We start from the raw sequence: 13,227 nt of genomic DNA, 5'->3' as shown, positions 1-13,227 counted from the left end.
GTCGTCGACAAGGCCACAGTTCTGAATGGGGGATGTTCTGCCTGACATTGCGATGCAGCGTGCTGACTTTCCTGCCAGTCCTCTACCGGTTTTCATTCGCCATTGACCGCTCTGCGTCAGGGACGCGTTTGATCAATGACCGTCACGCCATTTGAATTCAAATTGTAAGCAACATAGAGCGACGCACCACTGTGCTTCTTTGTGTTTTTTACCTGTTTGAATGAGCTCTCCTTCAGTAGTTTCTCTGACTCAGTACAGGTGATGAACACGATTGCGTGCGCAGGTTTTCCCTGTTCCTGTTGAATCTTCTCCACCGAGGCGCCCAGCTCGATTTTTTGGCTCATCCCGCGTACATCGACGATGTACAGGTCTTTGAACCGCTCCGGCAGGCGGACGTGGTGCTCCGCCGCAGTTTGCAGATCCGTCCCTGGAAGGTCCTGTGCGCAACAGGGTGGGGGTGTGGGGTCGGGATCAATCTTCGGTTGCCTTCGTGCCGTTTTTTTTGATGTCAGCCTGGAGTCGGTCTTGCCCGGGCGATCGGCATTGTTCATGGCTTTGATGAAGTGTTCGCCGTTTTCAAAATCGGAGGGTGCATAAAGCGACCGATAATTGAAGTTGAGTGTGGCAAAGAAAAGAAAGAGCAAATAAAAAGGAAAGCTGATCAAGAACCAGATGTAGGTATCTCTTTCTTCATCATCAAGGAAGGGCAGGGAGATAGCCGCTGAAGTTTCAGACAGTGTTGCGAATATCGCAATGAGTGTCAGGGGGTTGGTGATCCTTTGTTTGATATTTTCCATGTTTTATTCTCATTTAAGTTTGTCTTTGCTCATGGGTTTGTGGGAAAGGTTTAGGTCTGCTACTCAAGAGGGTAACTGCTTATTAGTGTTTCGGGTATATCTGTTACATTATATTAGGTTCTTTATTGTTATTTGGCTGTGTGAATGGGGGGTTGGAAAGATATGGTTTTTGATGTGCGCTCTGGTTTGGAAAATATCGGTTACTTTTCAAGATAGTTCAAGTATCGTTGCAGGCCTGATTTTTGGCTCCTGAGTCTTTTCGTTTGTTATGTGGTCGCATATAGATACAAAAAACTGTCGAGGCGTGACAGATCGGGCAGCTGATGAGTTTTCGGAAGCAGTGTATTCGAAGAATTTTTGTAGGAATAATCTGTGTTGTGTGTAGGGAATGTCTCTTGCTGTGGGTGGCCGGGGGGGGCGGCATGCCATGGGTGAAACGACTAGGCTATTGTGCGGGCTCTAAAAATTCGAACAGCGAAATTGGACTTGCCCATGAATAAAGTGCTGATCGTGGATGATCACCCCGTCATTCGTCTCGCGGTACGTATGCTGATGGAACGTCATGGCTACGAAGTCATTGCAGAAACAGATAATGGCGTGGATGCGTTACAACTTGCTCGCGAACTCCTGCCCGATATTGTCATTCTCGATATTGGCATTCCGAAACTCGATGGGTTGGAAGTCATTGCACGTCTGACATCGGCGGCAATGCCAATGAAAGTATTGATATTGACGTCCCAGGCACCGGGTCATTTCTCCATGCGTTGCATGCAGTCGGGGGCAGCCGGATATGTCTGCAAGCAACAGGATCTCACGGAGTTGCTTAGTGCAATAAAGGCCGTGTTGTCAGGCTACAGTTATTTCCCGAATCAAGCCCTGCACACTGTGCGTTGCAGTCTGGGGAATGCCAGTGAGTCCGATATGGTGGATCGTCTGTCGGGGCGGGAAATGACGGTGTTGCAGCAATTGGCCCAGGGAAGAACCAACAAGGAGATTGCCGATGGAATGTGCCTCAGCAACAAAACCGTCAGCACTTACAAGACTCGCTTGTTATTGAAGCTCAATGCGCGCTCCCTGGTTGATCTGATCGAATTGGCGCAACGCAATGGTCTGGTGTAACGGCGGCAGCGTTGACGTTAAGCGTTAGAGGCGTTTATCGGGGGCGGCGCTTGGTAAAAAGCCTCCGTTTAGGGAGGCTTTTAAGGTGTCATAGGTCAAAATCGTAATCGGCCAATTGCTTTTGCAGTCGGCGCTCCTCCAGCAGATTGTCAATGGTGCGGCGTTTGCTGAGGTTGGTCTTTGCCACTTCAACCACAGGTTCGGCGTCATCAGCCTCAACGGGGGTGAAGTCGTCTTCTACGTCCAATTGCTCTTTGCCAGTACTCATAGGGTCAACTCCAGGCTAAGACTGCCTTTGGGGCCCCTTATATCGACATTCGAGCGGCGGGTAAAAAAGATTTTTTCAATCGATAAATCAATAAACCTAATAGCGCCTCAATCGTCCGAAGTCTTGTGCTTGTATTCGCAGAGGTCTTCAATCCGGCAACTGCCACAGCGGGGCTTGCGAGCCAGGCAGACGTAGCGACCGTGGAGAATCAGCCAGTGATGGGAATCGAGCAGGTATTCCTTCGGCACGAACTTCATCAGTTTTGTTTCAACCTCGACCACATTCTTGCCCGGAGCAATCCCGGTTCGGTTGCTGACCCGGAAGATGTGGGTGTCCACGGCCATGGTCAGCTGACGGAATGCGGTATTAAGCACCACGTTGGCCGTTTTGCGACCGACGCCGGGCAGCGCTTCCAGCTCTTCGCGGGTTTGCGGCACTTCGCCGCCATGACGCTCCAGCAGCAAACGACAGGTCTCGATCACGTTTTTCGCTTTACTGTTGAACAGGCCGATGGTCTTGATGTATTCCGACAAGCCTTCGACGCCCAAGGCATGAATCGCAGCCGGCGTATTGGCCACCGGATAGAGCTTGGCGGTGGCCTTGTTGACGCCGACATCGGTCGACTGTGCCGAAAGGATCACGGCGATCAGTAATTCGAACGGCGACGAGTAGGCCAGTTCGGTCTTCGGTTCCGGGTTGTCTTCGTGAAACCTGCGGAAAATTTCCCGGCGTTTTGCAGCATTCATGGGCAGTGAGTTTCCTCGAGGACAGTCAGTGTGAAGGCGTCGGGCGCGCCCAGGCCTGCCAGGCGGCGAGCAGCAGCCCGAGCAGAATGAACCCGCCGGGCGCCAGGATAGCCAGGCGCATGCCACCGTCGGCGGTCAGGACCCAGCCTTGCCAGTCCGGTGATGTGGCGCCAGCCAGCCAGGGCAGGTGGTTGCCCAGTGTGCCGCTGCCGATCAGCTCTCGCAGCAGGCCCATACCCGTTAACAACGCGCCGAACAGGGCGCACAGGCGCAGGCGATCAGGGCCTGTACGCTGGAAAAAACCGGTTTGGTCCATGACGACGCATTGCAGGGCGATCAATCCTGCATAGATCCCCATATGTTGATGCCATTGAAGCGACCAGGCCTGCGCGCCGAGTTCGGCGCAACTGGTCAGCGTTGCCGCCAGCACGACGCCAGCCACTACCTGTGCCGCGGGCATCAGTCGAGCGCGCAAGGCGGCCATGCACAGGCCAAAGACACTGCTCACCACGATGAACATCAGCCACAGGCCCAGCGCCTTCATCAGTGAGTCCGTCGCGCCGATCAGGGGTGCCAGCATCAGCGAATTTTGCAGCGTCGATGAGTTATTCATGGGCACTGCTCCCGATCAGCTGTTGCGAGTGTTCATCGAAGTAGCTCAACGCGTCATGAATGGCGTGGATCACCGCTCTTGAAGTGATGGTCGCGCCCGCGATCTGATCGAATGCTCCCTGATCTTTTTTCAGGGCCCAGCCTGCATCGCCGGGTTCGGCTCGCGATTTGCCGGCAAAGACCTGAAGCCAGGCGTTTGGCCAGTCGGCAATCCTGCCACCCAACCCCGGCGTTTCCGATTGTCTGAGGGTTTTGACGCCCAGCAACCGGCCATTTGCGCCGATGGCGATCAGCAGCTCGATCGAACCTTCATAACCCAGGGTCTGGCTGCGCAGCAATACGGCGCTGGGTTGGCCCGACTTGGTCACCCGGTAGCCACCCAGCAGTGTGCTGCTGGGCAAGACAATGCCGGCCAGGCCCAGTGGCTGTTCCAGAGGCTGATTGTCGTAGCTGTCGGGGGGAAGCAGGTCGAGCAGGTTGCGGCTGTCGATCAAGCGCTGTTCGGCGGCAATGCGCGGCGCACTGATGTGCTGCACGAAGTATGTCGCGCCGATCCCAAGACCCGTCAGCAACACCAGGATCACCACGCCAGGCGCACGATTCATGACGCAGCCCGCTCCTGCCTGGAGGCGCTGTACCGCTCCAGGGTCGGTACACAGAGATTCATCAGCAGTACGGCAAAGGCCACGCCGTCCGGATAGCCACCCCATGTGCGAATCACATACGTCAGCAATCCCGCGCCCGCGCCGAACAGCAGCTTGGCGACGGGACTTTTTGCGCCGGACACCGGTTCAGTGACGATGAAAAATGCACCCAGCATGGTCGCACCGGTCAGCAGATGAAACAGGGGTGAGCCATTGGAATCGGAGCCGGAGCCGTTCCAGCACAGAAGGCTGATGATAAACAGGCTGGCCAGCATGCCGACCGGCGCATGCCAGCTGAATACCTGTCGTTGCAGCAGAAACGCGCCGCCCGCCAAAAAGGCCAGGTTGACCCATTCCATACCGCGCCCGCCGAACTGGCCGAACGCCGGGTTGCCGGCGAAGAGTTCGTCCATGGTCAGGCTGTTGTTGATCCGCAGGCTGTCCAGCGCCGTGGCTTGAGCCCAGGCATCCGGCGTCTGGTCGAGACTGAACCCGAACACCTGCTGCAAACCACCGAGCAGGTCCATGCCATGGGATGACGGCCAGTGGGTCATCTGTTGGGGAAAGGTCACCATCACCATGGCAAAACCGAGCATGGCCGGGTTGAAAGGGTTCTTGCCGACGCCGCCATACAAGTGCTTGCCGAACAACAGCGCGAAAGCGGCAGCACTGACCGTCAGCCACCATGGGCAATAAGGGGGCAACGCCAGTGCCAGCAGCGTGGCACTAACCAGGGCGCTGCCATCGCTCAAGGTTGGCTGGATGGGGCGCTTGCGCAGCTGCAACACCAGCGCTTCAACCGTCAGTGCGGTCACACCCGTCAGAATCAGGTTGATCAAGACGCCCCAGCCATACCACCAGAACAACACCAGCAGCCCCGGCACTGTGGCCAGCAATACCTGTTTCATGGCCTGCTGAAGGCGTTCGTCGACCGATTCAGGCAGTGGCATGGGCGTCCACCTGATGCTCGGCTTCAGTGACAGCACGCTCCAGTGCGGCAATGTGTTCGGCTGGAGCTTCGCTGGCTTGAGCTTTCTTGAGTTCGGCGCGGCGCATGGCCAACTGGATCTTGGCCCGATTCAGATCTGCATGTTTCATCGGGGCAGCAGGCGCCGGAACTGCTGGCGCACTGCTTTCCAGTTTGACCAAAGCCTGCTCGGCTGCTTCGAACTGCTGTTGCAACACGATCAGTTGCGATTGCTGCTCGAACGTCGGCGGATGCCCGAAAGCCTTGAGTGATTTGTTCAGTTGCGCACGGCTCATCGCCAGATCGATCTTCGCCTTTTTCAACGCCGCATCGGCATTGGCGGCCTTTTGCGCGCGCACGCGCTCAAGGGCTGCCTGCACCGGGTCGAGCGCCGCGTCACTGTGCTGCGACGCGGCGCGTAGCGCCCGGGCCTGGCGCTCGGCGAGTTTGTGTTCTTCTTCACGACGCAGGCGGTCGTTGCGCCGTTCGAACCGGCGCCGTGCGTGATTGCGTTTGGCGGCACGAGCTTGTTGCTGTTCAAGACTGAACGCCAGGCCGCCGACCACCGGCACTACCGTAGACAGCGGCAGTGGTCGCATCTCGATGCAATCCACCGGGCAGGGCGCTACGCAGAGGTCGCAACCGGTGCATTCATCGACGATGACGGTGTGCATCAGCTTTGCTGCGCCGACGATGGCGTCCACCGGGCACGCCTGGATGCATTTGGTGCAGCCGATGCACTCGGCTTCGCGGATAAAGGCGATTTGCGCGGGCGCCGCACCGCGACTCACGTCCAGCTCCAGCACCGGCACCTTCAGCAGTTCAGCCAGGGCCGCGATGGTTTCGCTGCCGCCCGGCGGACACTTGTTGATCGGCTCACCGCTGGCGATGCCTTCGGCGTAGGGCTTGCATCCAGGATGGCCGCACTTGCCACATTGGGTCTGCGGCAGGAGGGCGTCGATGCGTTGAATCAGACTCATGTTTTGATCAGCCCGCTGAATCCGAGAAAAGCCACTGCGATCAGACCGGCGCCGATCAGATCGATCGGCAGGCCGCGAAAGGGCAGGGGGACATCGTTATCAAGAGTGCGCTGGCGCAAGTCGCTGAACAGGCTCAGTACCAGCCAGAAACCCAACCCGGCACCCAGGCTCACCGCCGTGGTGTGGAAGAATCCCTTGTCGTTCTGAACATTGATCAGCGCCAGGCCGAGCACGCCGGCGTTGCCCAGCAGCAGCGGCCAGAGGCCTTCGAACGAAAGCTTCTTAAGCAACCGGGCAAGCAACTTCAACAAGGGTGCGATCAACAGCACGCTCAATGGCAGAAACACGAACAGGCGCAGCGGCGTCAGCCCAAAAGGAACCAGCAACCCGTGGTAAAGCGCGTAGCTCGCCATGCCGACAATCAGCATCAGGCTCGTCGTCGCAATACCCAGCGCATGCACCTGGCGGCGCTCGGTGCCCAGCAGCGGATCGACGCCCAGGGGCCAGTGCAACACGAGGTTGTTGATCAGGGCGGCGCTGATAAGCGTAAGCAGTATCTCGGTCATGATCGTGCCGGTAAGAACGGGGCTTTCCAATGGAGCTGTCTAACAAGGTTAGGCATTATCCGGCAAGGACGAAGGGTGGGCCAGACATGAAAATCCCACAGGCGCGCCAGGCACGACTGTGGGATCGATTTACAGCAGAACCTTACTTGATGCGCTGGCCCGGCTTGGCACCGCTGTCAGGACTGAGCAGATAGATTTCTTCACCGCCAGGACCGGCGGCCATCACCATGCCTTCGGAGATGCCGAACTTCATTTTCCGTGGCTTGAGGTTGGCGATCATCATGGTCAGGCGACCATCCAGCTTCGACGGATCCGGGTAAGCGCTCTTGATCCCGGAGAACACGTTGCGTTGCTCGTCACCGATGTCCAGGGTCAGGCGCAGCAGCTTGTCAGCACCTTCCACGTGTTCGGCCTTGACGATCAGGGCGACGCGCAGGTCGACCGCGGCAAAGGCATCGAACTCGATTTCCGGCGACAGCGGATCCTTGGCCAGTTCGCCGTTGCCGGCAGGTGCCGCATCGCCGGTGTCGGTCTGGCTGGCGGTCAGGTCTTCCTTCGAAGCGTCGGTCATGGCTTGCACTTTTACCGGATCGATACGGGTCATCAACGGCTTGAACTCGTTCAGCTGATGGTTGCTGAGCAAGGTCGCGTGGTCGTTCCAGGTCAGCGGCGCGACGTTGAGGAACGCCTCGGCATCGGCGGCCAGCAGCGGCAATACCGGCTTGAGGAAGATCACCAGCTGGCGGAACAGATTGATGCCCAGGGCGCAGATGGCCTGGACTTCGTCCTGCTTGCCTTCCTGCTTGTTCAGCGACCACGGCGCCTTGTCGGCGATCCAGGCGTTGGCGCGGTCGGCCAGGCCCATGATCTCGCGCATGGCACGGGCGAAGTCGCGAGCCTCATAGGCGTCGCAGATGCTTGGCGCAGCGGCGAGGAACGCTTCGGTCAGCTCCGGTGCGGCATTGCCTTCCACCAGCACGCCGGCATTGCCTTTGTGGATGAAACCGGCGCAACGGCTGGCGATGTTGACGACCTTGCCGACCAGGTCGGAGTTGACCTTCTGCACGAAGTCTTCGAGGTTCAGGTCCAGATCGTCGACGCCACGGCCGAGCTTGGCCGCGTAGTAGTAGCGCAGGTATTCCGGCGACAGGTGATCGAGGTAGGTCCGGGCCTTGATGAAGGTGCCCCGGGACTTGGACATTTTCTGACCGTTGACCGTCAGGTAGCCGTGCACGTTGATGCCGGTCGGTTTGCGCAAACCCGCACCTTCGAGCATGGCTGGCCAGAACAGCGCGTGGAAATTGACGATGTCCTTGCCGATGAAATGGTACAGCTCGGCGGTGGAGTCCTTGTTCCAGAACGCGTCGAAATCCAGCTCCGGCGTGCGGTCGCAGAGGTTCTTGAAGCTGGCCATGTAGCCGATCGGCGCGTCCAGCCAGACGTAGAAGTACTTGCCCGGCTCACCTGGGATCTCGAAACCGAAGTACGGCGCATCACGGGAAATGTCCCATTGTTGCAGGCCGGCATCGAGCCATTCGGCGATCTTGTTGGCCACGGCGTCTTGCAGGGTGCCGCTGCGGGTCCAGGCTTGCAGCATTTCCTGGAAGTCCGGCAGCTTGAAGAAGAAGTGCTGGGAATCCTTGAGCACCGGGGTGGCGCCGGAGATGGCCGACTTCGGATCCTTCAGGTCGGTCGGCGCGTAGGTCGCACCGCATTTTTCGCAGTTGTCGCCGTATTGGTCTTCGGTGCCGCATTTCGGGCAGGTGCCCTTGATGAAGCGGTCGGCCAGGAACATTTTCTTTTCCGGGTCGAAGTACTGAGTGATCGAGCGCGTGGCAATGTGCCCGGCGTCGCGCAGCTTCAGGTAGATCTGGCTCGACAGCTCACGGTTTTCTTCGGCGTGAGTGGAGTGGAAGTTGTCGAAGTCCACCAGGAACTCGGCAAAGTCGGCGCTGTGTTCGGCCTGGACGTTGGCGATCAGTTGTTCCGGGGTGATGCCTTCCTTTTCCGCGCGCAGCATGATGGCCGAACCGTGGGCGTCGTCGGCGCAGACATAAATGCATTGATTGCCGCGGTGCTTCTGGAAACGCACCCACATATCGGTCTGGATGTATTCCAGCATGTGGCCAAGATGGATCGAACCATTGGCATAGGGCAGGGCGCTGGTGACGAGGATCTTGCGTGGCTCGGACATGGGGCTCGGCTACTTGATGAAACGGAGGTCGGCCACTATAAAGCGCTGGCGGATATTTTTCACCCCGTGAGCCTGTTTCATTGGATGTAACTTGCAGGAGCAGGGCTTGCCGGCGGAGGGGCCCTTTGTAGGAGCGAGCTTGCTCCGGGCGGCGTTCTGACGATGGAATCAAGAGCGCCGCGTTTACCCAGCAAACACGCGTTATCGTTAACGACCATCGCGAGCAAGCTCGCTCCTACAAAGGGGCGCCTTCGCCAGCAAGCCGGCTCCAACAAAGAGCGTGACGGTTTGGGCATCCCGCCAGACCATCAGAACAGGTACGATACCCGCCTGATTTTCCAGTCTTGCTATCGGAGTTGCCCATGAGCGCCGTCAATCGCGCAGCGGTGGAAGCCGTCCTTCGCCAATACACCGACCCTTACCTGAACCAGGACCCGGTCAGCGCCGGGTGCGTGCGCAATATCGACATCCAGGGCGATCGCGTCAGCGTCCAGCTGGAGTTGGGTTATGCCGCCGGCCTGTTCAAAAGTGGCTGGGCACAGATGCTGCAAATGGCCATCGAAGGCCTGGATGGCGTGACCACTGCCCGTGTCGACATCACCAGCGTGATCGCCGCGCACAAGGCCCAGGCACAGATTCCGGGCCTGGCCAACGTCAAGAACGTGGTGGCCGTGGCGTCCGGCAAGGGCGGCGTGGGCAAATCCACCACCGCCGCCAACCTGGCCCTGGCCCTGGCCCGCGAAGGCGCCAGGGTCGGAATTCTCGACGCGGACATCTATGGTCCGAGCCAGGGCATCATGTTCGGTATCCCCGAAGGCACCCGACCCCAGATCAAGGATCAGAAATGGTTCGTGCCGATCCAGTCCCATGGCGTCGAAGTGATGTCCATGGCGTTCCTGACCGACGACAACACGCCGATGGTCTGGCGCGGGCCGATGGTCTCCGGTGCGTTGTTGCAACTGGTCACTCAAACGGCCTGGGGCGACCTGGATTACCTGGTCATCGACATGCCGCCAGGCACCGGTGACATCCAGCTGACCCTGGCGCAGAAAGTCCCGGTGGCCGGTGCGGTAATCGTGACCACGCCGCAGGACCTGGCATTGCTCGACGCGCGCAAGGGTGTGGAGATGTTCCGCAAGGTCAACATCCCGGTGCTGGGCGTGGTGGAAAACATGGCCGTGCACATCTGCTCCAACTGCGGACATGCCGAGCATCTGTTCGGGGAGGGCGGTGGTGTGAAGCTGGCCAACCAGTACGGCGTCGAACTGTTGGCCTCGTTGCCACTGGCGATGGCCATCCGCGAGCAGGCCGATGGCGGCAAGCCAACGGTGATCGCCGAGCCGGACAGTCCGATTGCACTGGTGTATCAGGAACTGGCCCGTCATGTCGGCGCACGGATCGTGCTGCAGGAAGCGGTATCGCCGGCGATGCCGAACATCACCATCAGCGACGATTGATATCTATCAATCAACACTGAAACCTGTGGGAGCGAGCTTGCTCGCGATAGCGGTGTAACAGTCACCATCAATGGTGAATGTTATGGCCTCATCGCGAGCAAGCTCGCTCCCACAGTTGTTTTGGGTGTTGCTTAAATGCGCATCCCGCCATCCAGCTCCAAAATCCGCCCGGTGTAGTAATCGTTCTCGAAAATATACGCCGCCGAATGAGCGATCTCGTCAGGCTTGCCCATGCGCTTGAGCGGAATCCCTGACGTCATCTTCTCCAGCGCTTCCGGTTTCATGCTCAAGGTCATTTCGGTTTCGATAAAGCCCGGTGCAATGCCCGCCACGCGAATGCCATAACGCGCCAGCTCCTTGGCCCAGGTCACGGTCGCCGCAGCCACCCCGGCCTTGGCGGCGGAGTAATTGGTCTGGCCGACATTGCCGGCACGTGAGATCGACGAAATATTGATGATCGTGCCGCTATTCTTCAGCTCGATCATTTTCGCCGCGACTTCCCGGGTACACAGGAACACGCCGGTCAGGTTGACATCGATGACCGCCTGCCATTGAGCCAGGCTCATCCTGGTCATCTCGCCGTCCTTGACCTTGACCAACAGACCGTCGCGCAGGATCCCGGCGTTGTTGACCAAGCCATGGATCGCACCAAAGTCGTCGGCCACCCGGGCGACCATGTGCGTCACCTGCTCTTCGTTGGCGACGTTGCACAAGTAGGCGCGGGCTTCGACGCCCTTGGCCTGGCACGCGGCAACGGCGTCGTCGAGTTTTTCCTGGTTCAGGTCCACCAGCGCCAGCTTCGCGCCAAGGCCGGCGAAATACTCGGCCATGGAGCGGCCTAAACCCTGGCAACCGCCCGTGATAATGATTACTTTGTCAGTGAGTTGCATTCGTATGCCCCAATAGCAGTCAGAGTGGTTTTCCTCCCTGGAGGCCCTCTCGAATTGCACCTGATGTGGCCTGGTTGCACATGAGAACGGCCCGATGGCGTGCTGGGACTTACCCCAGGTGCCCGTCCGTTTTTTTTGACGGATTCTATATAAGGAGTCATAAATTGAGCGTTGAAGCGGCCAAGAATGCACGACAATTGCTTCTCAAGGAATACCGTGGAGTGCTCTCGACGCATTCCAAGGCGATGCCCGGTTTCCCGTTTGGCTCCGTGGTTCCGTACTGTCTGGATGAACAGGGCTGGCCGCTGATCCTTATCAGCCGTATCGCCCAGCACACCCACAATCTGCAGAAAGACCCAAAATGCTCACTGTTCGTGGGCGAGCGTGGGGCTGAAGACGTGCAAGCCGTTGGTCGCCTGACCTACCTCGCCGAAGCGGAAAAGCTCGAGGATGAGGCTGCGATCGAAGCCGCGGCTGTCCGTTACTATCGTTATTTCCCGGATTCGCAGAGCTACCACAAGGCTCACGATTTCGATTTCTGGGTACTCAAGCCTGTGCGTCACCGTTACATCGGCGGTTTCGGCGCTATTCACTGGGTCGACCAGTTGACCCTGGCCAACCCGTTCGCCGGCAAGGCCGAGGTGAGCATGGTCGAGCACATGAATGCCGATCACGCCAAGGCCATCGCCCACTACGTCGAACTGGCCGGTCTGCCCAAGACCGAACCGGCGCAACTGGCGGGTATCGACACCGAAGGCATGCACCTGCGCATCGGCCAGGGGCTGTACTGGCTGCCGTTCCAGACGCCGTGTAATACGCCGACACAAGTCCGGGAAGCCTTGGTTTTCCTGGCTCACGCCGAGCATTGGCCGAAAAATGCAGTGGCCGACGCTTGAATTCACGAAACGGCGACGTCATCTAGGGAAGACTGGCAAGGCATTCTTGCGTTGAGGAACCATTTGATGCGCCCTTTTTTATTGCTCTTTGTACTGTTTCCGGTGTTGGAGCTGTTCGTATTCGTTAAGGTGAGCGGGGCGATCGGGTTTTTCCCGGCCCTGCTGCTGGTCATTCTCGGCTCGATGTTCGGCGTGTTCGTGCTGCGTGTCGCCGGTCTGGCCACTGCACTGCGTGCCCGTGAAAGCCTGAACCGCGGCGAGCTGCCGGCCCAGACCATGCTCGAAGGCCTGATGCTGGCCCTGGCCGGCGGTCTGTTGATCCTGCCGGGCTTCGTCACTGACGTGCTGGGTTTGATCATGCTGTTGCCGATCTCGCGTCGGTTGCTGGCCAACAAGATGCGCCAGCGAGCCGAGGAGCAGGCGATCCGCCAGCGTGCGTTCGCCGATGACCTGCAACCCCGCGGCGGTCCGGCCCCGCGTCAGCCACTGGGGCGTGAACCGGACGTGATCGAAGGCGAGTTCGAACACCGCGATCCCAAGTAGTCGTTTCAGCACACGGCACCTTCGGGTGCCGTGTTCGTTTTCGGTGCGGCAACGTGAAAAATTTTTGACCCCCGCCCTTGTAATAGGCTTGCCCGCCCTTATGTAACTGTCACCGCAAGGTTTCTGGCAATTACGCCAGACAGACTTCCGCGGTTCGCTTGCCGAACCGCACCCGGCGTCGCCGGATTTGTTAAACCCGCCGGGACTACACCGGCCGATGAAAACCACAATTAGGAGAGATCGACAATGAAGCTTCGTCCTCTGCATGACCGCGTCGTCGTCCGTCGCAGCGAAGAAGAAAAGAAAACCGCTGGCGGTATCGTCCTGCCAGGTTCGGCTGCTGAAAAGCCAAACCAGGGTGAAGTCCTCGCCGTAGGTCCGGGCAAAGCACTGGATAGCGGTGAAGTGCGCGCACTGGCCGTGAAAGTGGGTGACAAGGTTGTGTTCGGCCCGTACTCCGGCAGCAACACCGTCAAAGTCGACGGCGAAGACCTGCTGGTCATCGGCGAGAGCGAAATTCTCGCTGTTATCGAAGGCTGAATCCCCGC

The 13,227-nt window shown here is 58.7% G+C and carries 15 protein-coding genes; 5 read left to right on the top strand and 10 right to left on the bottom strand.

Annotated elements, in window-relative coordinates; genetic code table 11:
• Window positions 1-116: 116 nt before the first annotated feature.
• Entirely contained in the window at window positions 117-797 is a 681-nt protein-coding gene (locus tag PMA3_RS23745) for a hypothetical protein (RefSeq protein ID WP_064679475.1), read from the bottom strand.
• A gap of 492 nt (window positions 798-1,289) precedes the next feature.
• Here PMA3_RS23745 and PMA3_RS23740 point away from each other — a divergent pair, with 492 nt between their 5' ends.
• A complete protein-coding gene (locus PMA3_RS23740) occupies window positions 1,290-1,916 on the top strand; it encodes a response regulator transcription factor (RefSeq protein WP_064679474.1) in 627 nt (208 codons plus the stop codon).
• A gap of 88 nt (window positions 1,917-2,004) precedes the next feature.
• Here the strand turns inward: PMA3_RS23740 and PMA3_RS23735 are convergent, their stop codons facing one another.
• From PMA3_RS23735 to metG, 8 genes are all read right to left on the bottom strand, one after another.
• Window positions 2,005-2,184: a PA3496 family putative envelope integrity protein gene (locus PMA3_RS23735; RefSeq protein WP_007898493.1), complete on the bottom strand. Its 180-nt coding sequence runs from the start codon at window positions 2,182-2,184 to the stop codon at window positions 2,005-2,007.
• A gap of 107 nt (window positions 2,185-2,291) precedes the next feature.
• Window positions 2,292-2,930, bottom strand: a complete 639-nt coding sequence (nth, locus tag PMA3_RS23730; protein ID WP_064679473.1) for an endonuclease III — start codon at window positions 2,928-2,930, stop codon at window positions 2,292-2,294.
• A 25-nt stretch (window positions 2,931-2,955) separates the two neighbouring features.
• Window positions 2,956-3,543, bottom strand: a complete 588-nt coding sequence (locus PMA3_RS23725) for an Rnf-Nqr domain containing protein (RefSeq protein ID WP_064679472.1) — start codon at window positions 3,541-3,543, stop codon at window positions 2,956-2,958.
• On the bottom strand, window positions 3,536-4,147 hold the full coding sequence (locus PMA3_RS23720; RefSeq protein WP_064679471.1) for an RnfABCDGE type electron transport complex subunit G: 612 nt from the start codon (window positions 4,145-4,147) through the stop codon (window positions 3,536-3,538). Before PMA3_RS23720 ends, PMA3_RS23725 begins: the two co-directional genes overlap by 8 nt.
• Complete coding sequence (locus tag PMA3_RS23715; RefSeq protein ID WP_064679470.1) at window positions 4,144-5,136, bottom strand: RnfABCDGE type electron transport complex subunit D; 993 nt, start codon at window positions 5,134-5,136, stop codon at window positions 4,144-4,146. The genes PMA3_RS23720 and PMA3_RS23715 overlap by 4 nt, the downstream gene beginning before the upstream one ends.
• Window positions 5,123-6,133: an electron transport complex subunit RsxB gene (rsxB, locus tag PMA3_RS23710; RefSeq protein WP_064679469.1), complete on the bottom strand. Its 1,011-nt coding sequence runs from the start codon at window positions 6,131-6,133 to the stop codon at window positions 5,123-5,125. Before rsxB ends, PMA3_RS23715 begins: the two co-directional genes overlap by 14 nt.
• Window positions 6,130-6,699 (bottom strand): electron transport complex protein RnfA, encoded by a 570-nt coding sequence (locus PMA3_RS23705; protein ID WP_064679468.1) that lies wholly within the window; start codon window positions 6,697-6,699, stop codon window positions 6,130-6,132. The genes rsxB and PMA3_RS23705 overlap by 4 nt, the downstream gene beginning before the upstream one ends.
• 142 nt (window positions 6,700-6,841) lie before the next feature.
• The gene (metG, locus tag PMA3_RS23700) at window positions 6,842-8,893 is read right to left on the bottom strand and encodes a methionine--tRNA ligase (protein ID WP_064679467.1); all 2,052 of its coding nucleotides are present in this window, start codon (window positions 8,891-8,893) and stop codon (window positions 6,842-6,844) included.
• Window positions 8,894-9,255: 362 nt separating this feature from the next.
• Here metG and apbC point away from each other — a divergent pair, with 362 nt between their 5' ends.
• Complete coding sequence (apbC, locus tag PMA3_RS23695) at window positions 9,256-10,350, top strand: iron-sulfur cluster carrier protein ApbC (protein ID WP_064679466.1); 1,095 nt, start codon at window positions 9,256-9,258, stop codon at window positions 10,348-10,350.
• Between the two features lie 131 nt (window positions 10,351-10,481).
• On the opposite strand, the gene PMA3_RS23690 is transcribed toward apbC, so the two are convergent.
• The gene (locus PMA3_RS23690; RefSeq protein WP_064679465.1) at window positions 10,482-11,240 is read right to left on the bottom strand and encodes an SDR family oxidoreductase; all 759 of its coding nucleotides are present in this window, start codon (window positions 11,238-11,240) and stop codon (window positions 10,482-10,484) included.
• Window positions 11,241-11,404: 164 nt separating this feature from the next.
• On the opposite strand from PMA3_RS23690, the gene PMA3_RS23685 reads away from it, so the two are divergent.
• The 3 genes from PMA3_RS23685 to PMA3_RS23675 all read left to right on the top strand — a co-directional run bounded on the left by PMA3_RS23685 (window position 11,405) and on the right by PMA3_RS23675 (window position 13,219).
• Complete coding sequence (locus PMA3_RS23685; RefSeq protein WP_064679464.1) at window positions 11,405-12,136, top strand: HugZ family pyridoxamine 5'-phosphate oxidase; 732 nt, start codon at window positions 11,405-11,407, stop codon at window positions 12,134-12,136.
• Between the two features lie 66 nt (window positions 12,137-12,202).
• Complete coding sequence (locus PMA3_RS23680) at window positions 12,203-12,679, top strand: FxsA family protein (RefSeq protein WP_064679463.1); 477 nt, start codon at window positions 12,203-12,205, stop codon at window positions 12,677-12,679.
• A gap of 246 nt (window positions 12,680-12,925) precedes the next feature.
• A complete protein-coding gene (locus PMA3_RS23675) occupies window positions 12,926-13,219 on the top strand; it encodes a co-chaperone GroES (RefSeq protein ID WP_030128183.1) in 294 nt (97 codons plus the stop codon).
• The last annotated feature ends 8 nt before the right edge of the window (window positions 13,220-13,227 follow it).

The sequence above is a fragment of the Pseudomonas silesiensis genome, assembly GCF_001661075.1.
Lineage (GTDB): Bacteria > Pseudomonadota > Gammaproteobacteria > Pseudomonadales > Pseudomonadaceae > Aquipseudomonas > Aquipseudomonas silesiensis.
Note: the sequence above shows the minus strand (reverse complement) of the source record. Positions and strands in the feature narration are given on the sequence as shown.